Source organism: Janthinobacterium sp. OK676 (assembly GCF_900103595.1).
Lineage (GTDB): Bacteria > Pseudomonadota > Gammaproteobacteria > Burkholderiales > Burkholderiaceae_D > Janthinobacterium.
Genome location: NZ_FNHA01000001.1, coordinates 38,371 through 62,753, shown reverse-complemented (window position 1 = coordinate 62,753; position 24,383 = coordinate 38,371). Strand labels below are relative to the sequence as shown.

Genomic DNA, 24,383 nt, shown 5'->3' with positions numbered 1-24,383 from the left:
ACAAGCGGTGGACGGCAATCTATGATTTGTCCATTATAGTAGACGCTTGACGAGGAGAGCAACATGCAGATACGCGATGCCCATGCGGGCGACATCGAGGCCATCACGGCCATCTACAACGATGCCGTCAGCAATACCCTGGCCATCTGGAATGAACGGACGGTCGATGCGGCCAACCGCGCCGCCTGGCTGGCCGACCGCCAGCGGGCCGGCTATCCGGTGCTCGTCGCCATCGATGCGGAAGGAAATGTCGCTGGCTACGCCTCGTTCGGCGACTGGCGCCCGTTCGAGGGTTTTCGCCACACGGTCGAGCATTCCGTGTACGTGCGCGCCGATCGCCGGGGCGCCGGCGTCGGCAAGGCCTTGATGGTGGAACTGATAGCGCGGGCGCGCGGCCTGGGCAAGCACGTGATGGTGGCGGGTATCGAAGCGGGCAATGCCGGCTCGATCGCCCTGCACAAGCAGCTGGGCTTCGAGGAAGTGGGATTGATGCGCCAGGTGGGCACCAAGTTCGGCGCCTGGCTGGACCTGGCTTTCCTGCAACTGCAGCTTGATGCGCGCAGCGATCCGGACGGCATCGCGCCGCCCGGCTAAGCAAGCATCAGGGATCGATCTCGGGCGGCGGACGGCGCAGCGCCATATGTTCCCACACGGCCACCAGTACCAGCACGCAGCTGGTGATGCAGGCCAGGGTCAAGGGCGAATACAGGCGGCCATACGCCATCGGGATCAGGGCCAGGATAATCAGAATGCCCAGCAGATGCGACAGCGGCGGCGCGGCGCGCTCGCTGCTGACCCATTTGAATAGCGCATTGCCCAGCAGATACAGGATCGGGCCGCCCAGCAAGGCGCTGATGCCGGCGAAGCTCGCTTCGTCCGGATGCACGAGGGCCAGTTCATCGGCCACGGCGGAAACGATCACGCCGCCCACGATCAGCACGTGGATATACGTGTAGGCCTTGCGGGCGATGCGGCCCGGGTCTTTCGAGTGGGCGATGCGGTGGTGGCCCGCCTCGGCGCCCGTGTCGAAATAAATCCACCACATGGCGATGCTGCCGACCAGGGCCGACAGGAAGCCCAGCCAGTTGCCGGCCGTCCATTCCAGGCCCGCGAACGTGGCGCCCGTCACCAGCAGGGATTCACCGAGGGCGATGATGACGAACAGGCCGCAGCGCTCGGCCATGTGGCTGCCGTCGACGTCCCAGTCGGCCGTCGTCGAGCGGCCCAGGCCAGGCAGGCCGAACTGCATCCAGGGACCGGCCAGGTCGATCGCCAGTGCCAGCACCCACCAGAAGATGCGCTGCTCGGGCGACGCGATGCCGCCGGCGATCCAGAAGATGCCGGACAACACGGCCCACAGGGCGATGCGCTGGAAATTGCGGCGGCGCGACAGCGCTTCATGGCGCACGGCCCACCAGGCGAACAGGGGCCGCCCCACCTGCATGGCGACGTAGGCGCCGGCAAAGGCCAGGCCACGCGTGCCGAACGCTTCGGGAATCGAGGCCGACATGATCAGGCCGCCCAGCATCAGCGCGAACAGGCTGATGCGCACGGGAATGCGTTCGGGGTCGAGCCAGTTGGTGATCCATGAGGTAAAAATCCACACCCACCAGACGGCCATCAGCAGCAGGCCCGTCTGCAGCCAGCCCATGGCGCTCAGGTGGGCCAGCAAGCCGTGCGACAGCTGCGTGACGGCAAACACGAACACGAGATCGAAGAACAGCTCGATCATGCCCACCTTGCCGCTGTCCAGCCCGCCGCGCGTGCGCAACAGCGATTTTCTTGATTCCATAGCTACTCTTTCATTCATGCTTGATTAAAACGGTGGATCGTGGACGTTATAGCGTTACTTGTGTCAGCAAGGGCAAGCCGGCGAAGTGCGCGGCCAGGTTATCGACGACCAGTTGCCCCATCGCATGGCGCGTTTCCACGGTCAGGCTGCCCACGTGCGGTGTCAGCACCACGTTCGGCAAGGCGCGCAAGGCGTTTGGTACGCGCGGTTCGTCGGCAAACACGTCGAGGCCGGCAGCGCCCAGGTGGCCATCCTGCAAGGCGGCGATCAGCGCGTCTTCGTCGATCAGTGCGCCACGGGCGATATTGATCAGGGTGCCTTGCGGACCGAGCGCATCCAGAACGGTGCGGTCGACGATCTTGCGCGTGGCCGGCGTGCCGGGCGCGCAGATGATCAGGTAATCGCTTTCCTGCGCCAGGGCCAGCAGCGATTCCGCGCGCGGCACGTCGGTGCCGGCAATGGCGCGCGGCTGGAAGTAGCGGACGTGGATGCCGAAAGCGGCCAGGCGCAGCGCGATGGCCTGGCCGATCTGGCCGAAACCGAAGATGCCGGCCGTCTTGCCGCGCAGGCTAGATGCGGGGGCGATGGCTTCGCGGCGCTCCCAGCCGCCGTCGCGCACGAAACGGTCGAGCGACACGATGTGCCGCGCGCTGGCCAGCAGCAAGGCCAGCGCCACGTCGGCCACGTCGTCGGTCAGCACGTTCGGCGTGGTGGTGACGGCGATGCCCCGCTCGCACGCCACGTCAAGCGCCACGCCATCGAGACCCACGCCATTGACGGCGATGATTTCCAGATTCGGCAGCAAGCCCATGTCGGCGGCGTTCAAGCCCAGCGCACCCGTCGTGACGACGGCGCGGATGGCCGGCGCACGCTCGGCCAGCCAGGCGTGGCGTTCGTCCGCCGGCACTTGCCAGGCGTGATGACAGGTGTAGTGCTGTTCCAGCTGGGCGTTGACGGCGGCCGAAGGGCTGCGGGCGAGGATAAGGAGGTCGGGTGGCATGGGCGTCTGTTGGTGTCGGCAAGATTTGCAGACGCAACTTAGCATATTTGATGCCACGTCGGGGGTGACTGCCCTATTACCGCCCCTAAAACCCTGCCCACCGCGCGGTCTTTGCCTGGCATGGATCACGCTTGCATCATGCGTAGGTCGGCTTAGCCCGCAGGGCGTAAGCCGACAAGCGCCGCCACGCAGCCTGTCAGATTACGCTGCGCTAATCTGACCTACACATCTGAAACGTAGGTCGGCTTGGCCCAACGGGCGTAAGCCGACAGGCGACGCCAAGAAGATTGTCAGATCGCCTCAACCAGGGCAAGGCACTCTTTTGACCTTGCCGCCCGTCTTGAACGGGTCGGCGCCCGCGCCCGGGTTGGCGTCGAGGCCAAAGCACGTGGCGCCGCCGGCGCTGACGATGCGCGTGACGGGACGGCCATCGGCCGTCAGGTATTCCTCCGCGCGGATGACGGGGCCACCGCGCCAGGCGGAGGCGACCAGCTTCTGGAAGGTGCTGTCACTCTTGAGTTCGGCCGTGGCCAGCCACGGCTTGTCTTGTTTGAGCTCGCCGCGCAGGGCCTTGTCGGCGGCGCCCGCGGCCAGCCGGGCCCGCATGCGCAAGTCGTCCGCAGGTGGCGTCGTGGCGGATGAGGCAGGGGAATCCTCGGCGGGAGCCGTGATGGCTTCCGCCGCCACGGCCGGAGGCGCAAGGATGACGGGCGGCAAGGTAGCCCGCGCGCGCGGCACGGGAACCTGCATGGGCACGGGCAAGGCCACCGGTGGCGCCTGCGGCGCTGGCCGGGGCGGCAACAAGGTCATGAAGGCCACTTCCGTGTATTGCTTGAGCTGCCGCGCCGGCAGCAGCAGGAAATACAGGCCCAGCGCGTGCATGGACAATATCAGCGCGACGGCCGCGCCTTTCAGGCTCAGGCAGCGCCGCATGCGCGTGGAAGCGGACTGTAAATGGCGGAACAATGGCATGCGGTTTCCTGTGGGCGCCGGGCGCGGTGGTTTATTTTAGCGAAACTTGACCGTAGGCATTAATAAATCCACAAGGTACCGTCTGGCGCGCCTTTTTGCGCCAGATTCCGCCACCCTCACTTGCGCCGTGTTGTACAAATGACGACTTTTGGACCGCTTTCTCACACTTTCCCACGCATGGCGCCACGCTGGAATATAATGATAATCATTCTCATTAATATCCAGATAACACCATGCGCTCCTTCCACCTCGTCCCTACCCCGTTCGCCCTGGCCGCCTTCCTGCTGGCCAGCGCCGCCGCCCATGCCCAGAACTCACCCACGGACAGCGGCGCGCAAACCATGCCGACCGTCGTCGTCAATGCCTCGGCCGATGCGTCGGCGGGAGGCTTGTCGAGGGCGTATGCGGGCGGACAGGTGGCGCGAGGCGGGCGCATGGGTATCCTCGGGTCCGTGGACATGATGGATTCGCCATTCGGCAGCACCAGTTATACGCAGCAATTCATTGCCGACCAGCAGGCACGCAGCGTGGGCGACTTGCTGCAAAGCGATGCGGCCGTGCGCATGTCGCGCGGCTATGGCAATTTCCAGGAAGTGTATGTAATCCGCGGCTTCGCCCTCGATTCGGATGACGTGGCGTATAACGGCCTGTATGGCGTGCTGCCGCGTCAATATGTGTCGCCGGAATTGCTCGAGCGCGTGGAAGTATTCCGTGGCGCCAGCGCCTTCCTGAACGGCGCGGCGCCGGGCGGCAGCGGCATCGGCGGCGCCATCAACTTGATGCCCAAGCGCGCCGGCAACACGCCGTTGACGGAATTGACGGTGGGCGTGGAATCGGGTGGCCACGCCTACGCGGCCATCGACGTGGCGCGCCGCTTTGGCGAACACCAGGAATTCGGCGTGCGCGTCAACGCCGCCAAGCGCCAGGGCGAGACCGGCATCCAGCGCGAAGACCACGACGTGGGCATGTTTTCCGTCGGCCTCGATTATCGCGGCCGCGGCTACCGCCTGTCGGCCGATGCCGGCTATCAGAACTTCGACCTGGCGGCGCCGCGCCCTTCCGTCAACACGGGCAGCCTGACGGCCTTGCCGGGCGCGCCCGATGCCTCGAAAAACTTTGCCCAGCCGTGGAGCTATTCGAAGGAGCACGACGTGTTCGGTACGGCGCGCGCCGAAGTGGACCTGGCCAAGGATGTGGTGGCCTGGGCCGCCTTCGGCAGCCGCTCGACGAAGGAATCGAACAGCCTGGCGCAACCGACGTTGACCTCGCTTAATGGCGATGCGCGCGTGTACCGCTTCGACAATGCGCGCAAGCAGGAAATCCGCACGGGCGAACTGGGTATACGCGGCAAGCTGACGACGGGCGCCGTCCGGCACACGCTGGTGGCCAGCTGGTCCGGCCACTGGAACGAGGCGAAGAATGCGTATGCGATCAGCGACTATGCGGGCTTGCCGACGAATATCTACCGTCCGCTGGACGTGGCCATGCCGTCCACCCTGGCGGCGAACTCGGGTGGCGTGATGAGCGACCCGCGCCTGACGCAAAAAACCATCCTCAGCAGCTACGCCGTGGCCGATACCATGGCCTTCCTCGACGACCGGCTGCTGCTGACCGTGGGCCTGCGGCGCCAGCAGATCCGCGACGCCGCGTATGCCTACGGCACGGCCGTCCAGTATTCCAGCTACGACAAGAGCGCCACGACGCCCGTGGCCGGCATCGTCTACAAGGCCGGCAAGAGCGTGTCGCTTTACGCCAACTACATCGAGGCGCTGGTCAAGGGTCCCGTTGCCAGCGGCACCTATTTTGATGGCCAGAACGACGTGCCACTGAGCAACAAAGGCGAAGTCTTCTCGCCCTACAAGTCGAAGCAGAAGGAAATCGGAGTCAAGTATGACGGCGGCAGGCTGGGCATGAGCGCCGCCCTGTTTTTCACGGCCAAGCCTTTGCCTGCCGTGGTCGGTTCACGCGCCACCCTGTCGGGCGAACAGCGCAACCAAGGCCTGGAACTGTCCATCTTCGGCACGCCCATGGCGGGCGTGCGCCTGCTGGGCGGCCTGACCTGGCTCGATACGGAGCAGCGCAAGACGGACAAGCCGGCCAACAATGGCAACAATGCCATCGGCGCGCCAAAGACACAGCTCAGCGTGGGCGGCGAATGGGACGTGCCCGGCGCGCCCGGCTTGAGCCTGAACGCCCGTACCGTCTACACGTCGACGCAATATGCGGACCTGGCCAACCGCAAGCAACTGCCATCGTGGACCCGCGTCGACATCGGCGCGCGCTACCTGACGCAGGTAGCCGGTCATGACGTGACCTTGCGCGCGCGCATCGACAACCTGGCCGACCGCAGCTACTGGGCCTCGGCCGTCTCCTCGTTCGACGCCGGCAGCCTGGTGCTGGCCGCGCCGCGCACCTTCGTCGTGTCGGGCAGCGTGGCGTTTTAAAGAGCCGGCAGCCCCTGCCTTCATGAAAGCTGCCTTCTGGCAGCTTTTTTTTCGCGTGCGCGCCTGTGCCGCAAGCGGCGCTTCGGCGACAATGCGGCATGAAACGATACCCTGCCCTGCTGCTGTTACTCTGCCTGTCCCTGCCGGCCGCCGCCCAAAAGCAAACGGCCTGCCCGTATGCCGCCTGGAAAAGCGGCTTCAAGGGCGATGCGCGGGCGCAAGCCACCTGTTTGCTGCGTCCAGTGAAACTGTATGCGCGCCTGGGCGACAGCGCGCCGCTGCCGGACTTTCTTGCCGCCCACGTCGGCCAGCGCACGGGCATCGCGCCGGCCAAGCTGCGCGCGTGGCTGGCGCAGCAATCGATCAGCGAGGCGGACGTGGGCGGCGCCGTCGATGCGCCATTGTCGCGCGCCGTGGGCCGGCTGGCCGCGCCCATGGCCCGCTATTTCGTCATCCACGACACCAGCTACCCGAATTTCCTGCTGGAGCCCATTCCCGGCCACATCAACGACGCCAGCTGGGATTTCAACGATTTCAATCTACGCAACCCCGCGCTGGGCGGCGGCCCGAAAGGCCATGTCTACGTCAACCGCCAGGGAAACTCCTTGCAGGTGCGTGACTTCGGCACGGCCGGCTACGCCAGCAAGCTGGAAAAAGACAAGCCCTCGCTGACGGGCCTGTTCCTGCACGTGGAACTGGTGCAGCCGCGCAACTCCGTACCCGGCGGCGGCAAGGGCAACGACGGGCTGGCGCCCGATCCCGGCTTCACCTCGGCCCAATATGCGCGCCTGGCCCTGCTGTACATCGCCGCCAGCGTGCGCAAGGGCACGTGGCTGATCCCCGCCTTCCACGCCGTGCTCGATACGGGCTTTGCGAATGGCCATGACGATCCGCAGAACTTTTCGCTGGAGCAATGGGATACGGCCCTCGGTCATTTGAGCGCCGTCATGACCGGCGCCGACGCGCCAAATTGAACACCACCCGCACGCCGATTTGGAGGATACTTTAGCTCCCGCCGTTGCACGGCGCGGATGCCGAGCTGTCGATGGAGAGCTGCGATGACCTATGCCTCTGACCAGAAAATGCACGTGCTGGACATGCCCGCGCGCACGCGGCGCATCTTCAGCATGCGCGATGCCGTGCTGACGCAATGGGAACACGAGGTGCGCGCCAAGGTACGCGGCGCCGATGCCCTGCTGACACCGATATTGATCAATACCTTGCCCGCCTTCTTCGACAACCTGGCCGAAGCGCTGACGCCAGGCTATCCGCGCGACAATGCCACCAGCCATACCAATGCCCCTGCCGTGCACGGCAACGAACGGGCGCGCATGACCAGCTATGGCCCGGAACAGGTGATCCAGGAATACCAGATCTTCCGCGACTGTTTCGCCGATGCGGCCCTCGAAGCGGGCGTGCCGCTGCGGCGCCGCGACTGGCAGGTGATCAATGCCTCGATCGATACGGGCATACGCGAAGCCATCCTGGAATTTACCGCCATGCACGAAAGCTTCCAGCGGCGCATCGCCGCCGGCCTGTCGCACGACATGCGCAATCCCCTGTCCGTCATGCTCAACAGCGCCCAGTTGCTGCAGCGGCGCGCGCAGCAGCTCGACGTGCCGGCCCTGGCGTCGAAAATCATCGAACACGGCAAGCGTCTCGACGAGATGATCCAGGAATTGCTCGATACGCTCAGCTACCACCGCGGGCAAAAGCTGCCGCTGGTGCTGCAGCGCTTCGACATCCTGCCGCTGGCGCGCCAGGTGGGCGACAGCGTCAATACCGGCCATCCGGGCAAATGCCTGGTGACGGGCGCGTCCGTGACGGGCTGGTGGTGCGAGAATTCGCTGCGCCGCGCCCTGGAAAACCTGGTCGGCAACGCCCTCAAGTACGGCGACGACGGCCCCATCCATATCCACGTCAACACCTTGCGCGAACGTATGATACTCACCGTGCACAACACGGGCAGCACTATCGCCCCCGACCAGGCCGAGCGCATCTTCGAGTACCTGCGCCGCGAACACCAGGGCAGCGCGCCCGGCTGGGGCATCGGCCTGCCCTTCGTGCAAAACGTGGCGGAAAGCCATGGCGGCAGCGCGCTGGTCGACAGCGCGCCGGAAACGGGCACCACGTTTACCATCGACCTGCCCATCGATTGCCGGCCCTTCGTCACGCCGGACGCTTGAGCTCGCCGCTACCTGCCCCAACACCGGCACTTTCCGAGCAGTAACGCACCAAAGCGGTGCGGATGACGGATTTATGCCACAAAAATGGTCATTTTTTACACACTTTCAGGTGTGCGCCATTGGCACGCTTCCTGCTGAGCTATAGTCAGACACGGCTCAAGGGAAATCACAACATGGCAAATTTTTTCAATGAAATGACTGCAAATGAGGTGGGTACGGACAGCAAGGTACGTGAACACTATCGTGAATTCAGCAGCTGGCTGGCGCAGCAATCCCCCGAGACCATCGCCCGCAAGCGGGCCGAGGCCGACCTGACGTTCCGCCGGGTCGGCATCACGTTCGCCGTCTACGGCGACGATGCCGGCACGGAGCGCCTGATTCCGTTCGACACCATCCCGCGCATCATTCCCGCCGCCGAATGGGCGCAGATGCAGACGGGCCTGGTGCAGAGGGTGCAAGCCTTGAACATGTTCATCCATGATATTTATCATGAGCAAAACATCATCAAGGCGGGCATCATTCCTGCCGAGCAAATCTACAAGAATGCCCAGTACCGCCCGGAAATGCAGGGCATTTCCGTCGCCTCCGACATTTACGCCCACATCGCCGGCGTCGACATCGTGCGGGCGGGACAGGGCGAATTCTATGTACTGGAAGACAATCTGCGCGTGCCGTCCGGCGTGTCCTACATGCTGGAAGACCGCAAGATGATGATGCGGCTGTTCCCGGAACTGTTCGCGCGCAACCGCATCGCGCCCGTCGACCATTACCCGGACATGCTGCTCGACAACTTGCGCTCCGTCGCGCCCATGGGCGTCGATGACCCCACGGTCGTCGTCATGACGCCGGGCATGTACAACTCCGCCTACTTCGAACATGCGTTCCTGGCCCAGCAGATGGGCGTGGAACTGGTCGAAGGCAAGGATCTGTTTGTCAACGACAACTCTGTTTACATGCGCACGACGCGCGGCCCCAAGCGAGTCGACGTGATCTACCGCCGCGTGGACGACGATTTCCTCGACCCGCTGGCCTTCCGCTCGGACTCGTCCCTGGGCGTGCCGGGCCTGCTGTCCGTCTACCGCGCCGGCCGGGTGACCCTGGCGAACGCCATCGGCACGGGCGTGGCCGACGACAAGTCGATCTATCCTTTTGTTCCCGACATGATCAAGTTCTATCTGTCGCAAGAGCCGATACTCAACAACGTGCCGACCTACCAGTGCCGCAAGAGCGCCGACTTGTCCTACGTGCTGGCGAACCTGGCGCAGCTCGTCGTCAAGGAAGTGCATGGCGCGGGAGGCTACGGCATGCTGGTGGGTCCCGCGTCCAGCGCCGCGCAGATCGAGGACTTCCGCCAGCGCCTGCTGGCCAATCCGGGCGGCTACATCGCCCAGCCGACACTGGCCCTGTCCGCCTGTCCCACCTACGTGGAATCGGGCATCGCGCCGCGCCACATCGATTTGCGTCCGTTCGTGCTGTCGGGCAAGACGATTTCCATGGTGCCCGGCGGCCTGACCCGCGTGGCGCTGGGCGAAGGTTCGCTCGTGGTCAATTCCTCGCAAGGGGGCGGCACCAAGGATACCTGGGTACTGGAAGCCACATCCGCTTTTGCAGGAGAGAAAACATGCTGAGCCGCACCGCCGATCATTTGTTCTGGATGGCCCGCTACACGGAGCGGGCGGAAAACACGGCGCGCATGCTCGACGTCAATATGCAGACCTCGATGCTGCCCCAGTCCGAACAGGACGCGGAACAAGGCTGGCGCGCCACCCTGGGTATTTCCGAGCTGCAAAGCGCGTACGACCATAAATATGGCCGCTTCCATACACGCGACGTGCTCGACTTCATGGTGCGCGACCCGAACAACCCCTCGTCCATCCTCGCCTGCCTGACGGGCGCGCGCGAAAACGCCCGCGCCGTGCGCGGTACCCTGACGACGGAAGTGTGGGAAATCCAGAACGCCACCTGGCTCGACATGCAGAAACGCCTGAAAAGCAATCTGCTGGAAACGGACCCCAGCCAGTTCTTCGAATGGGTCAAGTACCGCTCGCACCTGTCGCGCGGCGTCACGCTGGGCACCATGCTCAAGGATGAGGCCATCCACTTCATTCGCCTCGGCACCTTCCTCGAGCGGGCCGACAACACGGCGCGCATCCTCGACGTGAAGTTCCACGGCGCGCGCGACACGTCGAAAGACATCACCCAGCGCGATTTTTACTACTGGGCGGCCCTGCTGCGCTCCGTTTCCGGCTTTGAAATCTACCGCAAGGTCTACCGCGACGTGATCACGCCGGCGCGGGTGGCGGAATTGCTGATGCTGCGCGGCGACATGCCCAGGTCGCTCCTGGCCTGCATGGATGACGTGGTGGAAAACCTCAAGCACATCCGCAACGATGTGTCGGCTGATACGGAACGCTTCGCGGGCAAGTTGCACGCGGAACTGAAATTCGGCCATATCGACGACATCATGAAGGCGGGCCTGCACCTGACCCTGACGGAGTTTCTGGAAAACATCTATGACCTGGGCAACCGGGTCAGCCGCGACTTCCTCGTTCCCCTGGCGGCCTGATGCAGCTCACCATCCGCCACGAAACCGCGTACGCCTACAGTGCGCCGCTGGCCTACACCATCCAGCAGCTGCACCTGACGCCGCGTATCGAACCGCAGCAGCGCGCCCTGTCCTGGCAAATCACGACGCCGGGCCGGTGCCACGCCTACACGGATGCCTACGGCAACCTGTCGCACATGCTGACGATCAGCGGCAGCCATCAATCGCTGAGCCTGGTGGCGCACGGCGTGGTGGAAACCATCTACCCGCACAAGGGACGGCTGAACCTGGTCGATACCCTGTCGCCGCTGTTGTTTACCATGCCGACACCGCTGACGCAGGCCGATTCCGCCATCCTCGACCTGGCGGCCGCCAGCTTGCCGGACCGCACAGTGACGACGGGCACCGGGCACTTGCTGCGCCTGGCGGAGCACATCGTCGGCAAGGTCGCCTATGAAAGCGGCGCCACTATGGTCACCACGACGGCCGGCGACGCCCTGGCCCTGGGGCGCGGCGTGTGCCAGGACCACGCCCACCTGTTCCTTGCCTGCTGCCACGCCTGGGGCATCCCGGCCCGTTATGTGTCCGGCTATATCGATCCGGGCACGACGGGCCATGCGGCCAGCCATGCCTGGGTCGACGCCTGGGCGGAAGACAGGGATTTCGCGGGCTGGGTCAGCATCGACGTCACGCATGCGCGCCTGATGACGGACGCGTATTGCCGCCTGGCCATCGGGCGCGACTACGATTCGGCTGCTCCCGTGCGCGGCGTGCGCCAGGGTGGCGGCACGGAAACGTTGAGCGTCGATGTGCAGATCGTGCCTGTATAAACAGGCCGGAATGAGGCTGGCCGGGCCTTGCCAGCGGTATGCGGGGCCCGGCTGGTGTAAAATGCTTCCCCTTTTGACTTGATTTACGACGATGACTTATTGCATAGGCATGCGCCTGAACGAAGGGCTGGTCTTCCTGTCCGACTCCCGCACCAACGCCGGCGTGGACCAGGTGGGCACCTTCCGCAAGATGAGCGTGTTTGAAAACCCGGGCGACCGCATGCTGGTCCTGATGACGGCCGGCAATTTGTCGATCTCGCAGGCGATCCGCCAGATCGTTTCCGAACACGTCGATGCGGATGGCCGCAGCATCTGGAACGTGGCCAGCATGTACGATGCGGCGCGCATCGTGGGCGAAGCCGTGCGCACCGTGCACCTGCGCGAAGCGAAGGCCCTGGCCGACTGCGGCATCGATTTCAATGTGAGCATCATCCTGGGCGGACAGATAGGCGCCGAGCGCTGCCGATTGTTCCAAGTGTATTCGGCCGGCAATTTCATCGAATCGCACGATGAAAACACGTATTTCCAGATCGGCGAAGCCAAATATGGCAAGCCCATCATCGACCGGGTCGTCAATCCGTTCACGCGCCTGGACGAGGCGGCCAAATGCGCACTCATTTCCATGGATTCCACCCTGCGCTCGAACATTTCCGTCGGCTTGCCGCTCGACCTGCTCGTCTACGAGACGGGCAGCCTGGCCGTCACGCGCTTCGTCACCATTGATGAAAAGAACCAGTATTTCCGCATGATCCGCGACACCTGGGGCGAACAATTGAAACAGGTGTTCGAAGGCATCGTCGATCCCGTGTGGAACGCGGCGCCGGAAACGACGACGAACGTGCTGTCGTCCGCCAACATGCACAGCAAGCCCGTGCGCGTGGCCATCCCCGAGCACGTGAGCCGCGGCGGCCTGACCGTGGCGCCGCTGCAATCGTTGGCGCAGCAGTTCAGCGACGACAAGCAGCATTGATCTGCCGCGCACCGGCTGCGCGCGGCGCTGGACAAGTCGCTTTTCGCGTGCTTTTATGGCAATATGGGTTGACATTTAATCCAGATTGACCTGAAAGGCAGGTAGCGCATGGACTTGATCACTTCCGCTGTCGTGGCGGCCATCGAACATGGCGCGCCCGGCCATGCGCCCGAAGCCGTCGCCAGCCACTATGAGCGGCTCAAGCAGGCCATCGCCAAGTTCGACAGCGCCGCAGTCATCCTGGCCGCCATCGCCGCGCTGGAAGCCGAGCCTGGCAATACCCAGCTGCAACTGGCCCTGTCGGCCGCCCTGTCCAGCGCGAAAGTGCCGGACGACATGGAAACCCTGTTTGCCGCGCAAGGCTTGCTCGATGCGCTGCAGCGTCCCTTTCCCCAGGTCCCCGACGTGGAAGCCGTGCCCGCCCCGGCCGATAAAAGCGCCGTCGTGTCGAATTATGCCGTCGTCAAGGTGTATTTCGCCACGGACCGCCAGCGCGACGTGGGCAAGCCGCCGGCCCAGCGCTTCAGCGGCGAACGCAACATCATGGGCGGCAATGGCCCGCTCAGCTATGGCAGCTGCGACATCAGCATCCCCCGCGACCACCGCATGGGCCAGCTGGAATCGCCGTCGCTGTGGCGCCTGGAATTTCGCGACGACCCGGCCAAGCACGTGGTGGTGCTGTCCGCCGAGGTGCAAGACCGCGACAATTTCTTTGCCGCACTCAAAACCCAGATCCGCGCCTCGGCCGGCAAGAGCGCCTTTATCTTCGTGCATGGCTATAACGTAAGTTTCGAGGATGCGGCGCGGCGCACGGGACAGATGGCCTACGACCTCGGTTTCGATGGCGCGCCCGTGTTCTACAGCTGGCCCTCGCGCGGCGAAGTGGCCGGCTACACCATCGATGAAAACAATATCGAATGGAGCACGCCCCACCTCATGGCCTTCCTGGCCGACTTTCTCGCCAGCACGGACGCGGCGCAGGTGTATCTGGTGGGCCACAGCATGGGCAGCCGGGGCCTGACACGGGCCGTGGCCGACTTGCTGGCCGCGCAGCCGCAGCTGGCGCAAAAAATCACGGAAATCATCCTGTCCGCACCCGATATCGATGCGGCCATCTTCAAGCACGATATCGCGCCGAAACTGGCCGGCGCGCGCAACCCCGTCACCTTGTATGCCTCCTCGCAAGACCTGGCCCTGGCCGCCTCGAAAGCCGTGCACGGCTACGCGCGCGCGGGCGACAGCGGCGCGGGCATGCTGATCGTGGCGGGCGTGGAAACCATCGACGCCACCGGGGTCGACACGAGTTTCATGAAGCACTCGTACTTTGCGGAAAAACGCTCGGCCCTGTCCGACATGTTTTATCTGATACGCAACAATGCCCGCGCCGACCAGCGCTTTCTCGACCCCGTCGATACGGCGGCCGGCCGCTATTGGACGTTCAAACCGTGACGCCGTTTCATCTGCGGCGGCACGCATGCTAAGATACGGCCCATAGGGAGGCAACGGGCACGGCGATGACGCCGCCAGCCGATCCCCCGCAAGCAGGCCTATCATGTTGACATCATCTTCTACACCGCACGCCGAATCGCTGATCCGCAACACCAACGCCCGCGTCACCAAGACGCGCGTGAAGGTGCTCGACTTTTTAATGGCGCAAAGCCGTTCGCTGACCCACCATGAAATCCAGCAAGCGCTGTCGCAGGACAGCGATATCGATTCCGTCACCCTGTACCGGGTGCTGGAATGGCTGACGGAAAATGAGCTCGTGCACCGCATCGCGGGCGCCGACCAGGTGTGGCGCTTCAGCGCGGGCGCCGGCCACCAGGCGCACGAGCACGCCCATTTCCAGTGCACCAAGTGCGCGAACGTCACCTGTTTCAATGAAGTCAAGCTGCCGCCGCCCGTGCTGTTGCCGGAAGGCTTCAGCGGCGACGAAGTCGATTACCTGATCAAGGGCCTGTGCCCGCGCTGCAAATAGCGGGCGTCACTTGAGCAGCAAGGCCAGGTGATGCTCGTCATGGAACAGCTCACCGACACGCATCGAGCGCGGCTCCGTGCCATAGGCGATAAATCCCAGCGATTCATACAGTCGGCGCGCCGCATTGTTTTCCGCATTCACGCTCAAGTGGACCTGCATGATGGCAGGATCCGTCTCGGCCTGTTCGATGCAGGCATTCACGAGGCGCCGCGCCACGCCCTTGCCCCGCTGGGGCACGTCGACGAACACACCCCATAGCAGGGCCTTGTGCGACAACTGGCGCATGGGTTCGCGCCGCAATCCGGCAAAACCGACGAGGCGTTCGCTATCGAAGGCGCCGAATGCCCGATGCTGCGGGCCGCCGGCAATGCGCTGCGCATGTTCTTCCGGCGTGCGGGCCAGCTCGTCCTCGCGTGACGAGGAGAACGAGCTGGGTGAATCGAGGATGGCGCGCAGGCGCAGCGCGCAAAAGGCGGGGGTGTCTGCTGGCGTCAGCAGGCGGATGACGATCTCGGGTGCGGGCATGGTGGAATCCGGCGGTTTTTTTCCATTATACCCACGCCCCCGCCTCATGCACGCACGCGGCGCAAGCTCAGCAAAGTCCAGCCGTACAGCACCGCCATCAGCAATACCATGGCCGCGCCCAGTGCCGCCGTCCAGCTTTCCGGCAACGACCACGCGGTATCAAACTTGCCGGCCGCCAGGGTGCCGGCCATCGCCACGCAGATGGCGACGATGGGCCAGCCCAGGCGGCGCCGGAAGGCGCGCACGATCTCTGCCTGGCCCGTGCGCATGACCTTTGCCGTGACCCAGCCGTCGAAGGTATCGGTCACGCCCATGCCCACTGCAAACACGAGGCCCGTGAGCAAGGCCGGCTGCATGCCGCCCAGCGCGACGGCCGCATAGCCCCAGGCGGCGGCCTGCAGGGCCGTGTCGAAGACGAGCGCGAACAGCATGCCGACGAGGATGGCGGCGAACGGCCCGGATGCGCGCCGCAGCCAGCGCGGCAGCAGCCGGCCGCGCACCTCGGCCAGCTGCGCCCCGGCCAGCAAGCTGCGCGCATTCATGGCGGCGATCAACAACAGCAAGGCGATGGGCAGCCATTCCAGCCAGCCGAACACGGCCTCCGACGGTGTAAATTGCTGCGACGCCACGGCGGCGATAGCGACGATGGCCAGCACGGTGAGGCCATGCCCCAGCGCAAACAGCGCACCCATCCATGGTGCCCAGCGCGGCGCGGCGGCCTGGCTGCGCAGGGTGAGGCCATCGACGGCGGCCAGGTGATCCGGTTCCAGCCCATGGCGCATGCCGAGCAGGAAAATCAGCGCCAGGGCGGGCAAGCCCGCTTCCACGCTCATGCCGCCACCTCGGTGGCACTGGCCGCCACGCAGCGGTCCAGGCCGCGTATCAACATATCCTGCGGCAAGTCGCGGCCGATAAAGATGATCTTGCTGGCGCGCGCTTCCTCATCGCGCCACGGCGCGCCCAGCTCCGAGCCCATCAGCATGTGCACGCCCTGGAACACGGCGCGGCAATCCAGGTCGGCCACGTGCAAAATGCCCTTGTAGCGCATCAACTGGGTGCCGAACAGCTGCACCACGGCGTCGAGAAAATTTTCCACCTGCAGCAGATCGAGGGGCTGGGACTGGTGGTAGACGAACGATTGCACGCCATCGCCATGGCGGTGGCCCAGTTCTCCCAAGAAATCCGGTTCCAGTTCGACGATGGCGTTCAGGTTGAAGCCGCGAATATTCAGGATGTCGCGCAGCGGCACATTGCCAAAGCGCACTTTCTGTATGCTGGCGCGGCCATTGATGGCGACCAGGCGCTGGCGCAGCGCGGCCAGCTCGTCCTTGCTGACCAGGTCCGTCTTTGACAGCAGGATGCGGTCGGCAAAGCCCACCTGCTCCTGCGCTTCCTGGTGCGCCGTCAATTGCTGCTGCGCGTGGCGCGCATCGACCACCGTCAAAATGGCGTCAAGCATGTAGTACTCGCTGACGGAGGGTTCCGCAAAGAAGGTTTGCGCCACGGGGCCAGGCGCGGCCAGGCCCGTCGTTTCGATGATCACGTGGTCGAATGCGATGGTTCCGGCTTGACGCTTGGCGTGCAGCTCACCCAGGATGCGGATCAAATCGCCACGCACGCTGCAGCAGATGCAGCCATTGTTCATTTCCACGATCTGCTCGTCGCTGTCTTGCACCAGCAAGCCATGGTCGATGCTTTCGGCGGCGAATTCGTTTTCGATCACGGCGATGCGCACGCCGTGATCGCCCTGCAATATGCGCTTGAGCAAGGTGGTTTTCCCGCTGCCGAGAAAACCCGTGATGATGGTAACGGGGATCAGTTCTGTCATATTGTGTTCCTGTTCAAGGTTAGTCGTCGAATTCTTCCATGCGCTGCCATTGCGGAAACGGGTCGGGCTGCTTGCGCCAGGCAGCCATGCCCAGGCGCGTTTCCGTGTAGTTAAGGTGACATTTCTTCAAGTCCGCCTCGATGGCGGCCTGGTCCATGTCCTGGCCGATGAAGACCAGTTCCTGGTAGCGGTCGCCATACGTTTCGCTCCAACCCGCCTTAACTTCCGCCAGCGAGGCCGCATCCGTTGGCCAGCGCTCCTTGGGCACGGACGCCCACCACAAGCCCACGGGTTCGATATTCATCAGCTTGCCCGCGCCGGACAGGCTGGCCACCCATTCGGGGCGGCTGGCCAGCCAGAAATATCCCTTGCTGCGCACTACGCCCTTGATCGGCTGGGCAAAGTAGTCGTGCAGGCGCTGCGCGTGGAACGGCGCCTTCGCCCGGTAGACGAAGCTGCTGATGCCATACGTGTCCGTCTCCGGCGTATGCACGCCGGCCAGCTCCTGCGCCCAGCCCGGCATGGCGGCCGCCTGCTCCAGGTCGAACAGATTCGTGCCCAGGATGGCGTCGAGCGGCACGACGGACTGGTTTGTTTCGATGATGCGCGCGCCTGGATTGAGGGCCTTGATAACGGCCAGCACGCGCAGGCGCTCGGCCGCATTGACCATGTCGACCTTGTTGAGGACGATGACATTGGCAAACTCGATCTGTTCCGTCAGCAAATTGGCCAGCTGGCGGTCGTCGCCCTCGCCCGCCGTCTCGCCCCGTTGCTCGAGGCTGTCTTCGCTATGGAAATCGTTGAGCAGGTTGGCGCAGTCGACGACGGTGACCATGCAGTCGATCTGCGCCACGTCGTTCAGGCTGTCGCCGTGCTCGTCTTCGAAGTCGAAGGTGGCGGCCACGGGCATCGGCTCGCCCACGCCCGTCGATTCGATCAGCAAATAATCGAAGCGGTCTTCCGCTGCCAGGCGCCGCACTTCCAGCAACAGATCGTCGCGCAGGGTGCAGCAGATGCAGCCGTTCGACATCTCGACCAGTTTTTCTTCCGTGCGCGACAGGGCCGCGCCGGCCGCTTCGGCGCTGTCTTTCACCAGTGAAGCGTCGATATTGACTTCGCTCATGTCGTTGACGATGACGGCCACGCGCTTGCCTTCGCGGTTGCGCAGTATGTGGTTGAGCAAGGTGGTCTTGCCGGCGCCGAGAAAGCCGGACAGGACGGTGACGGGGAGTTTGCGCTGGGTCATGGGTATCTTTCGGATCAACAATTAAGGGAGGCTATGGGTGCCGCATTTTAAATGCAAGTCTATTGCGTTTGAATTATAATGCAGCTCAGTTGCATTTGTGCGGCAATCTTTGCCAGCCTGACTTTCGAAAGAATTCCATGCTTCACCTCGCCTCTTTGACCTACGGCTATGATCCGGCCAGCCCCGTGCTCGATATCGCCGCTTTCCACTTGCCCGCCGGGCAGCATGCGCTGCTGCTGGGGCCGTCCGGCTCCGGCAAATCGACCTTGCTGCATTTACTGGCCGGCATCCTGGCGCCCCAGGCGGGCCGCCTCGACGTGGCGGGCACGTCCCTGCCCGGCCTCACGCCGCGCCAGCGCGACAGCTGGCGCGGCCGCGTCATCGGCTTGCTGCCCCAGCAACTGGCGCTCGTGCCCAGCTTGAACGTGCTCGATAATGTCTTGCTGCCCGCCTACGCCAGCGGCCAGCGCACCGATCCGGCCCGCGCGGCCAGCCTGCTGGGACAGCTGGGCCTGGCTGGCAAGCTCGATGCCTATCCGTATGCACTGAGCGGCGGCCAGCGGCAACGGGCCGCCATCGCGCGCGCCGTCTTCATGCGCCCGCAACTGATACTGGCTGACGAACCGACGGCCAACCTCGACGACGACGCCTGCGCCGCCGTCGTGCACCTGCTGGCCGGGCAAGCCGCGCAAGCCGGCGCCTCGCTGGTGATTGCCAGCCACGATGCGAGGGTGCTGGCCGCCTTGCCCGGTGCTGCCGTGCTGCGCCTGCCGCGCGCCAGGGAGGCGGCATGAATGCGGCCACCCTGGCCTGGCGCGCCCTGCGCCACAAGCCGCTGGCGTCCAGTTTGAATGTGCTGCTGGTGGCCATCGGCATCGCCATGATGACCTTCATACTCGGCATATCCAGCCAGCTGGAAGAGCGCGCCGAACGCGATGCGCAAGGCATCGACCTCGTGGTGGGCGCGAAAGGCTCGCCCTTGCAACTGATCCTGTCATCCGTGTATCACGCCGATATTCCGACCGGCAACATCCCGGAGAGCGCGCTGGCGGCACTGGCCACGCAGCCGCTGGTGCAATCGGCGATCCCGCTGGCGCTGGGCGACAATTTCCATGGTGTGCGCATCGTCGGCAGCACGACGGCGCTGCTCGACCATTACGGCGCGCGCCTGGCGCAAGGCAAGTTGTTCACGCAGCCGATGCAAGCCGTGTTTGGCGCCCAGGCGGCCCGCGAAACGGGCGTCACCGTGGGCGCCCGCTTTGCCGGCTCGCACGGGCTGGCGGCGGGTGGCGAACTGCACGAGCACGCCCCCTACACGGTGACGGGTATCCTGGCGCCCACGGGCACCGTGCTCGACCGATTGATCGTCACGCCCGTCGCTTCCGTGTGGCGAGTGCATGAAACGGACCCCGATGAACCGACGGCAACTGCGCCCCAGCGCGAATTGACGGCCGTGCTGGTGCGCTACGCGACGCCTTTGGCCGCCATCGGCCTGCCGCGCTGGGTGAATGGCCAGCCGCGCCTGCAGGCGGCCCAGCCCGCTTTCGAATCGGCACGGCTGTTCAATCTGCTGGGCGTCGGCATCGATGTGTTGCGGGCAATTGGCGCCGGCGTGCTGCTGGTGGCGGCCCTGTCGCTGTTCGTGGCGCTGTACGGCGCACTGGAAGAGCGCAAGACCGACCTGGCCATCCTGCGCACCCTGGGCGCCTCGCCCGCCAAACTGCTGCGTTTGCTGCTGGCGCAAGGCTTGCTGCTGTCATTGACGGGCGCGGCGCTGGGCTGGCTGCTGGGCCATGCCGGTATTGGCTTGCTGGAATCGATGCAGCAACTGAATCTGCAAGCGTGGCGCGTCGCGCCCGGCGAAGCGTGGCTGCCTTTCATCGCCGTGGCCGTCGGCTTGCTGGCCGCCGCCCTGCCCGCCGTGCGCGCCTACCGCACCGATATCGCCGCCACCCTGGCGCGCCCCTGAAAGGAAATACATGTTGAAAATCATGATCTTGAGCGCTGGACTGCTGCTGGCCGGCTGCGTCTGCGCCGCCCCCGCCGACGAGCCGCCCTCGTTCTTCGCTCCCTTGACGGACTTGCCCGGCGTCGTGTCGTGGAAACTGCTGGGCCAGGCCACCACGGTCAAGGCGAAAAAGGGCCGCATGGTGCCGAAATACACGCCGGAAATCAGTGCACTCGACAACACGGATGTGAAAGTGCAAGGCTTCATGATGCCCCTCGAACCAGGGCAAAAGCAGAAACACTTCCTGCTGACCGTCACCTCGGCCAGTTGCCCCTTTTGCCTGCCGGCCGGCCCGGAAGGCGTGGTGGAGATCAAAAGCCGCACAGCCGTGAAATTCAGCTATGCGCCGTTCATCGTGCAAGGCAAGCTGAAGGTGCTGGCCAGCGATCCCATGGGCTTGTACTACCGCATGACGGACGCGGCCGTGGTGCCACAATGACGCGCTGGCCGGCATTATTGCTGGTGCTCGCCTGCCAGGCGAACGCCGCGCCACTGTCCTTCGACCTGCCGCGCGTCGATGGCGAAGGCCGCATGAAGCTCGGCCAGTTCCAGGGCCAGCCGGTGGTGCTGAACTTCTGGGCCAGCGACTGCCTGCCGTGCATCCGGGAGCTGCCGATACTGAAGGCCCACGCCGCCCGCCAGCCGAAACAACCGTTCATCGGTATCGCCATCGACACGCGGGCGGCCGCGCTAGCGTTCCTGCGGCAGCATCGGGCCAGCTATCCCCAGGCCTTGGCCTGGCCCGCCTTGCTGCCCATCTTTGGCAATGAAATCAAGGGCTTGCCGTACACAGTGATTCTAACTTCTCAACATCGTATCTGCGCGCGGCGCCTGGGTCCCGTCGATGCGGCCTGGCTGGCCAAGGCCGTGGCCGCCTGCGCGTAAGCCTGTATCCATGCGCCTTGCACGGCTGTCATCGCCGCGTCACATGGCGGCGTTACAGTCGCGTCCTTTGAATCTTTCCGAGGGCGGTAATGAAAACAAATTGGGTCATGCTGGCGGCGCTGGCAAGTGCGGGTCTCGTCGGTTGTAACGGCAGTTCAAACACGGCGCCGGCCATTCCCGAGGGCACGACGGTCACTGTGGCATTGCTGGAAACCACAGACATCCACTCGAACGTCTTGAGCTATAACTACTATGCGCTGGCCGAAGACACGAGCCTGGGCCTGGAGCGCACGTCGACCCTGATCCAGGCGGCGCGCGCGGAAAACCCGAACAACGTCTTGCTCGACGATGGCGACGTCATCCAGGGCACCTTGCTGGCCGACCTGCAGGCCGTGGCCGCGCCCGTACCGTGCTCCGGCACCCTGGCCGTGCACAAGGCCATGAACGCGCTGAAATACGATGCGGGTGGCATGGGCAACCATGAATTCAACTACGGCTTGCCTTACCTGAGCCAGATCACCAACACGGATTTCGGCATACCCGGCGTGGCCAAGCCGACGGGTACGTGCGGCGCGCCCGCCTTCCCTTCCGTGCTGAGCAACGTCGTCGGCGTGTCCAGCGGCAAGCCGATTTTCCAGCCCTACACGCTGCTGCCCCGTGATTTCGCCGCCACGGCGCCCGATGGCAGCAAGCTGACCGTGAAAATCAATGTGGGCGTGCTGAGCTTTGTGCCGCCGCAAATCCTCGAATGGGATCAAAAAGTACTCGCTGGCAAGGTCAGCGTGACGGGCGTGCAGGAAGCGGCGAAACAGTACGTGCCGGAATTGCGCAACAAGGGCGCCGACCTCGTCGTGGCCCTGTCGCATGGCGGCCTGGACACGAGCGCCTACAGCCCGAAGATGGAAAACGGCAGCTATCACCTGACCAGCACGGGCATCGACGCCCTGATGATCGGCCATTCCCATTTGATCTTCCCGAAAGGCAAGGAAGTCGGCGCGGCCGCGCTCGATGCCTCGTTTGCCGCCTTCCCCGCCAGCGCCAAGATCGACGCCGTCAACGGCTTTGTGAACGACGTGCCGACCGTCATGGCGCAAAGCTGGGGTCGCCGCCTGGGCATCATCAAGCTGACGATGGTGTATCAGGGCGGCAAGTGGGTGGTGCAGCCGGCCAAGACGACGGTGGAATCGCGCGGCTTCAAGTACACGGATGGCACGACCCTCGTGAAAGCCGACCCGGCCATCGCGCCGCTCGTGGCTACCGAGCACGCGGCCACCATTGCCTACGCCAAGCAGCCGCTGGGCATCAGCACGGATTTCGAGATGTCGGCCTATTTTGCGCTCGTCGGCGACGTGAGCGCCATCCAGCTGGTGAACCAGGCGCAGCTCGACTACGTGAAGAACTTCATCACCACCAGCACGGACGCCACCTTGTCCAGCTACAAGAATATCCCTGTCATTTCCTGCAGCGCGCCATTCAAGGCGGGCCGCAACGGGCCATCGGACTTCACGGACGTGGCGGCTGGCGCAACGCCGGCCGCACCGGTCGGCTTGCAGGTGCGCAATCCGGGCGACTTGTATTTGTACAGCAATAACAACCTGCAAGCCGTGAAGATCAAGGGATCTGACTTGAAAGCATGGCTGGAAACGTCGGCCAAGCAATTCAATCAGATCGACCCGAGCGCCACGGCCGAGCAGGACCTGGTGCCGTCGTATGGCACGATCTATAACTATGACGTGTTCTACGCGGAAAACAATGCGCTGACGTACCAGATCGACGTGACGAAAAAGCCGGGCAGCCGCATCGTCAACCTCACCTACAAGGGCGCGCCCGTGGCCGACGGCGATGACTTCATCGTCGCCACCAACGATTACCGCGCCGGCGGCGGCGGCGCCGTGCCTGGCATCGATGGCAGCAAGACCATCATCAAGTCGCCCGATGCGAACCAGGCCGTGGTCAGCAACTACCTGGCGTCGCTGAGCACCAAGGGCGGCAAGGTGACGTTGGCGGCCAATGGCAGCGCGCGCAGCTGGAGCTTCGTCAAGACGGCCACGGCAGGCCCCGTGATCCTGCGCTCGGCGCCGGGCCATTTGGCGCTGGCGCAAGGCAGCGGCATCACCAACGTGGCGGCAGAAGGCGGCCTCGACGCCAGCGGTTTCGCCAAATACCGCATTGACCTGAGCAAATAAGGTCCATGGGCCGGGACTGCGGCAGTTCCGGCCCGTTTTGATGAAAGCTAGTCAAGATGAAACACGCACTTTCCCTCCCTGCCGTCGTGCTGGCCACGGTCCTGGCCGCCTGCCAGGCATCGCCACCGCCCACGCCGGCGGAAATCGAAGCCGTGGCCATGCATGCGCGCCAGGCGGGCGACCACCAGGCCGAACGCAAGGTGCGCGGCTGGGCCAGCAAGGACATGCCCGTCGCAGAGCGCGAACTGGCGCTGATTTACCAGCCCCGTCCCGAACGCCGCGCCGAGGCCCTGAGCCTGTTCGAACAGGCGGCCCGCGCCGGCGACACGGAAGCGGCCTTCGAGCTGGGCCAAATGCTGCGCGCGGCCACGCCCGGCCAAGCCTGGCTATGGTACCGGCAAGCGGCGCAGCAAGGCCATGCGAAGGCGGCCCTGATGCTGGGCCTGCTGGCGGCGAATGGCGAAGGCGTGCCGCAAGATCCCGTAAAAGCGGCGCACTGGCTGGCCAAGTCGAGCGAACTGGGCAATCCACACGCCATGTTTTTGCTCTACAACGCCTACCGCGAAGGCCGCGGCGTGCCGCGCGACCTGGCCAAGGGCCGTGAACTGCTGGAAGAATCGGCCCACCATGAATATCCGCCCGCCATCCAGGAACTGGCCATGACGGTGCAAGCCGACGACGCCTTGCGCGCCGGCCACCTGATGAAGGAAGCGACGGAGCACCGGCATAATAATTGGAACAAGTTTTAAAAACTGGGCAAAAGGCCAGTGGCGCGATCGAAGCCTGCCTTTATATACTTGCAACTTGCAAGCGTGCGGGAGCGGCGGCCTTTGAGCGCTTATGATGCAAGGACGACGCCTGAGCTTGCTCGGGCGGCGCGGCAAGCCATCCCGCACAAAAAAGTTTACACTGGTTTGCATTTTAGAAATTTTACTCTGGACCAGCCCCGGTGAGTGTTCATTCAACCCAGCCAGTGTTTGAGTAGCGC

General features: G+C 64.4%; 23 protein-coding genes. 16 read left to right on the top strand and 7 right to left on the bottom strand.

The window, feature by feature from the left end:
- Positions 1–63 precede the first annotated feature (63 nt).
- Positions 64–594 carry a GNAT family N-acetyltransferase gene (locus BLU39_RS00255; RefSeq protein ID WP_092708053.1) on the top strand — a complete coding sequence of 177 codons (531 nt, stop codon included), beginning with the start codon at positions 64–66 and terminating at the stop codon, positions 592–594.
- A gap of 7 nt (positions 595–601) precedes the next feature.
- On the opposite strand, the gene BLU39_RS00250 is transcribed toward BLU39_RS00255, so the two are convergent.
- From BLU39_RS00250 to BLU39_RS00240, 3 genes are all read right to left on the bottom strand, one after another.
- On the bottom strand, positions 602–1,792 hold the full coding sequence (locus BLU39_RS00250; protein WP_092708050.1) for a low temperature requirement protein A: 1,191 nt from the start codon (positions 1,790–1,792) through the stop codon (positions 602–604).
- Between the two features lie 46 nt (positions 1,793–1,838).
- The gene (locus BLU39_RS00245; protein WP_092708047.1) at positions 1,839–2,792 is read right to left on the bottom strand and encodes a 2-hydroxyacid dehydrogenase; all 954 of its coding nucleotides are present in this window, start codon (positions 2,790–2,792) and stop codon (positions 1,839–1,841) included.
- 300 nt (positions 2,793–3,092) lie between these two features.
- Positions 3,093–3,764 (bottom strand): hypothetical protein, encoded by a 672-nt coding sequence (locus tag BLU39_RS00240; protein ID WP_092708044.1) that lies wholly within the window; start codon positions 3,762–3,764, stop codon positions 3,093–3,095.
- Between the two features lie 233 nt (positions 3,765–3,997).
- Between BLU39_RS00240 and BLU39_RS00235 the strand changes: the two genes are divergently transcribed.
- The 9 genes from BLU39_RS00235 (at position 3,998) to BLU39_RS00195 (ending at position 14,717) form a co-directional block, all read left to right on the top strand.
- Positions 3,998–6,208, top strand: coding sequence for a TonB-dependent receptor (locus BLU39_RS00235; protein ID WP_092708041.1), 2,211 nt, complete (start codon positions 3,998–4,000; stop codon positions 6,206–6,208).
- A 98-nt stretch (positions 6,209–6,306) separates the two neighbouring features.
- Complete coding sequence (locus tag BLU39_RS00230; RefSeq protein WP_092708038.1) at positions 6,307–7,182, top strand: hypothetical protein; 876 nt, start codon at positions 6,307–6,309, stop codon at positions 7,180–7,182.
- An 84-nt stretch (positions 7,183–7,266) separates the two neighbouring features.
- The gene (locus BLU39_RS00225; protein WP_175539167.1) at positions 7,267–8,394 is read left to right on the top strand and encodes a sensor histidine kinase; all 1,128 of its coding nucleotides are present in this window, start codon (positions 7,267–7,269) and stop codon (positions 8,392–8,394) included.
- Between the two features lie 173 nt (positions 8,395–8,567).
- On the top strand, positions 8,568–10,022 hold the full coding sequence (locus BLU39_RS00220) for a circularly permuted type 2 ATP-grasp protein (protein WP_092708032.1): 1,455 nt from the start codon (positions 8,568–8,570) through the stop codon (positions 10,020–10,022).
- Complete coding sequence (locus tag BLU39_RS00215) at positions 10,016–10,960, top strand: alpha-E domain-containing protein (protein ID WP_034748325.1); 945 nt, start codon at positions 10,016–10,018, stop codon at positions 10,958–10,960. The genes BLU39_RS00220 and BLU39_RS00215 overlap by 7 nt, the downstream gene beginning before the upstream one ends.
- Entirely contained in the window at positions 10,960–11,769 is an 810-nt protein-coding gene (locus BLU39_RS00210; protein ID WP_092708029.1) for a transglutaminase family protein, read from the top strand. The genes BLU39_RS00215 and BLU39_RS00210 overlap by 1 nt, the downstream gene beginning before the upstream one ends.
- A 91-nt stretch (positions 11,770–11,860) precedes the next feature.
- Positions 11,861–12,739: a proteasome-type protease gene (locus BLU39_RS00205; RefSeq protein WP_034748331.1), complete on the top strand. Its 879-nt coding sequence runs from the start codon at positions 11,861–11,863 to the stop codon at positions 12,737–12,739.
- A 108-nt stretch (positions 12,740–12,847) separates the two neighbouring features.
- A complete protein-coding gene (locus BLU39_RS00200) occupies positions 12,848–14,188 on the top strand; it encodes an alpha/beta hydrolase (protein ID WP_092708026.1) in 1,341 nt (446 codons plus the stop codon).
- Between the two features lie 103 nt (positions 14,189–14,291).
- Complete coding sequence (locus BLU39_RS00195; protein ID WP_092708023.1) at positions 14,292–14,717, top strand: Fur family transcriptional regulator; 426 nt, start codon at positions 14,292–14,294, stop codon at positions 14,715–14,717.
- Positions 14,718–14,723: 6 nt separating this feature from the next.
- Here BLU39_RS00195 and BLU39_RS00190 read toward each other — a convergent pair whose 3' ends face one another.
- From BLU39_RS00190 to BLU39_RS00175, 4 genes are read right to left on the bottom strand one after another with little or no spacing between them, the layout of a single operon-like run.
- Entirely contained in the window at positions 14,724–15,242 is a 519-nt protein-coding gene (locus BLU39_RS00190) for a GNAT family N-acetyltransferase (RefSeq protein ID WP_175539166.1), read from the bottom strand.
- Positions 15,243–15,286: 44 nt separating this feature from the next.
- Positions 15,287–16,075 carry a HoxN/HupN/NixA family nickel/cobalt transporter gene (locus BLU39_RS00185; RefSeq protein ID WP_092708017.1) on the bottom strand — a complete coding sequence of 263 codons (789 nt, stop codon included), beginning with the start codon at positions 16,073–16,075 and terminating at the stop codon, positions 15,287–15,289.
- Positions 16,072–17,070, bottom strand: coding sequence for a CobW family GTP-binding protein (locus BLU39_RS00180; protein ID WP_092708014.1), 999 nt, complete (start codon positions 17,068–17,070; stop codon positions 16,072–16,074). The genes BLU39_RS00185 and BLU39_RS00180 overlap by 4 nt, the downstream gene beginning before the upstream one ends.
- A 19-nt stretch (positions 17,071–17,089) precedes the next feature.
- Positions 17,090–18,316, bottom strand: a complete 1,227-nt coding sequence (locus BLU39_RS00175) for a GTP-binding protein (RefSeq protein ID WP_092708011.1) — start codon at positions 18,314–18,316, stop codon at positions 17,090–17,092.
- A 137-nt stretch (positions 18,317–18,453) separates the two neighbouring features.
- Here BLU39_RS00175 and BLU39_RS00170 point away from each other — a divergent pair, with 137 nt between their 5' ends.
- The 6 genes from BLU39_RS00170 to BLU39_RS00145 all read left to right on the top strand — a co-directional run bounded on the left by BLU39_RS00170 (position 18,454) and on the right by BLU39_RS00145 (position 24,144).
- Positions 18,454–19,110 carry an ABC transporter ATP-binding protein gene (locus BLU39_RS00170; RefSeq protein WP_092708008.1) on the top strand — a complete coding sequence of 219 codons (657 nt, stop codon included), beginning with the start codon at positions 18,454–18,456 and terminating at the stop codon, positions 19,108–19,110.
- Positions 19,107–20,285, top strand: a complete 1,179-nt coding sequence (locus BLU39_RS00165) for an ABC transporter permease (RefSeq protein WP_092708005.1) — start codon at positions 19,107–19,109, stop codon at positions 20,283–20,285. The genes BLU39_RS00170 and BLU39_RS00165 overlap by 4 nt, the downstream gene beginning before the upstream one ends.
- Before the next feature lie 10 nt (positions 20,286–20,295).
- Entirely contained in the window at positions 20,296–20,763 is a 468-nt protein-coding gene (locus BLU39_RS00160; protein ID WP_092708002.1) for a DUF3299 domain-containing protein, read from the top strand.
- Positions 20,760–21,209, top strand: a complete 450-nt coding sequence (locus BLU39_RS00155; protein WP_092707999.1) for a TlpA family protein disulfide reductase — start codon at positions 20,760–20,762, stop codon at positions 21,207–21,209. Before BLU39_RS00160 ends, BLU39_RS00155 begins: the two co-directional genes overlap by 4 nt.
- Positions 21,210–21,298: 89 nt before the next feature.
- Complete coding sequence (locus tag BLU39_RS00150) at positions 21,299–23,395, top strand: bifunctional 2',3'-cyclic-nucleotide 2'-phosphodiesterase/3'-nucleotidase (protein ID WP_092707996.1); 2,097 nt, start codon at positions 21,299–21,301, stop codon at positions 23,393–23,395.
- A gap of 56 nt (positions 23,396–23,451) precedes the next feature.
- The gene (locus BLU39_RS00145; RefSeq protein WP_092707993.1) at positions 23,452–24,144 is read left to right on the top strand and encodes a tetratricopeptide repeat protein; all 693 of its coding nucleotides are present in this window, start codon (positions 23,452–23,454) and stop codon (positions 24,142–24,144) included.
- Positions 24,145–24,383: the final 239 nt, after the last annotated feature.

What these genes read in the sequence shown, in the direction of transcription:
- BLU39_RS00230 (WP_092708038.1), top strand. Translation starts at nt 6,307, where the DNA reads ATGAAACGATACCCTGCCCTGCTGCTGTTACTCTGCCTGTCCCTGCCG.
- BLU39_RS00195 (WP_092708023.1), top strand. Translation starts at nt 14,292, where the DNA reads ATGTTGACATCATCTTCTACACCGCACGCCGAATCGCTGATCCGCAAC.
- BLU39_RS00165 (WP_092708005.1), top strand. Translation starts at nt 19,107, where the DNA reads ATGAATGCGGCCACCCTGGCCTGGCGCGCCCTGCGCCACAAGCCGCTG.
- BLU39_RS00145 (WP_092707993.1), top strand. Translation starts at nt 23,452, where the DNA reads ATGAAACACGCACTTTCCCTCCCTGCCGTCGTGCTGGCCACGGTCCTG.
- BLU39_RS00220 (WP_092708032.1), top strand. Translation starts at nt 8,568, where the DNA reads ATGGCAAATTTTTTCAATGAAATGACTGCAAATGAGGTGGGTACGGAC.
- BLU39_RS00215 (WP_034748325.1), top strand. Translation starts at nt 10,016, where the DNA reads ATGCTGAGCCGCACCGCCGATCATTTGTTCTGGATGGCCCGCTACACG.
- BLU39_RS00180 (WP_092708014.1), bottom strand. Translation starts at nt 17,070, where the DNA reads ATGACAGAACTGATCCCCGTTACCATCATCACGGGTTTTCTCGGCAGC.
- BLU39_RS00210 (WP_092708029.1), top strand. Translation starts at nt 10,960, where the DNA reads ATGCAGCTCACCATCCGCCACGAAACCGCGTACGCCTACAGTGCGCCG.
- BLU39_RS00250 (WP_092708050.1), bottom strand. Translation starts at nt 1,792, where the DNA reads ATGGAATCAAGAAAATCGCTGTTGCGCACGCGCGGCGGGCTGGACAGC.
- BLU39_RS00200 (WP_092708026.1), top strand. Translation starts at nt 12,848, where the DNA reads ATGGACTTGATCACTTCCGCTGTCGTGGCGGCCATCGAACATGGCGCG.
- BLU39_RS00240 (WP_092708044.1), bottom strand. Translation starts at nt 3,764, where the DNA reads ATGCCATTGTTCCGCCATTTACAGTCCGCTTCCACGCGCATGCGGCGC.
- BLU39_RS00150 (WP_092707996.1), top strand. Translation starts at nt 21,299, where the DNA reads ATGAAAACAAATTGGGTCATGCTGGCGGCGCTGGCAAGTGCGGGTCTC.
- BLU39_RS00245 (WP_092708047.1), bottom strand. Translation starts at nt 2,792, where the DNA reads ATGCCACCCGACCTCCTTATCCTCGCCCGCAGCCCTTCGGCCGCCGTC.
- BLU39_RS00155 (WP_092707999.1), top strand. Translation starts at nt 20,760, where the DNA reads ATGACGCGCTGGCCGGCATTATTGCTGGTGCTCGCCTGCCAGGCGAAC.
- BLU39_RS00170 (WP_092708008.1), top strand. Translation starts at nt 18,454, where the DNA reads ATGCTTCACCTCGCCTCTTTGACCTACGGCTATGATCCGGCCAGCCCC.
- BLU39_RS00205 (WP_034748331.1), top strand. Translation starts at nt 11,861, where the DNA reads ATGACTTATTGCATAGGCATGCGCCTGAACGAAGGGCTGGTCTTCCTG.
- BLU39_RS00225 (WP_175539167.1), top strand. Translation starts at nt 7,267, where the DNA reads ATGACCTATGCCTCTGACCAGAAAATGCACGTGCTGGACATGCCCGCG.
- BLU39_RS00185 (WP_092708017.1), bottom strand. Translation starts at nt 16,075, where the DNA reads ATGAGCGTGGAAGCGGGCTTGCCCGCCCTGGCGCTGATTTTCCTGCTC.
- BLU39_RS00175 (WP_092708011.1), bottom strand. Translation starts at nt 18,316, where the DNA reads ATGACCCAGCGCAAACTCCCCGTCACCGTCCTGTCCGGCTTTCTCGGC.
- BLU39_RS00160 (WP_092708002.1), top strand. Translation starts at nt 20,296, where the DNA reads ATGTTGAAAATCATGATCTTGAGCGCTGGACTGCTGCTGGCCGGCTGC.
- BLU39_RS00235 (WP_092708041.1), top strand. Translation starts at nt 3,998, where the DNA reads ATGCGCTCCTTCCACCTCGTCCCTACCCCGTTCGCCCTGGCCGCCTTC.
- BLU39_RS00255 (WP_092708053.1), top strand. Translation starts at nt 64, where the DNA reads ATGCAGATACGCGATGCCCATGCGGGCGACATCGAGGCCATCACGGCC.
- BLU39_RS00190 (WP_175539166.1), bottom strand. Translation starts at nt 15,242, where the DNA reads ATGCCCGCACCCGAGATCGTCATCCGCCTGCTGACGCCAGCAGACACC.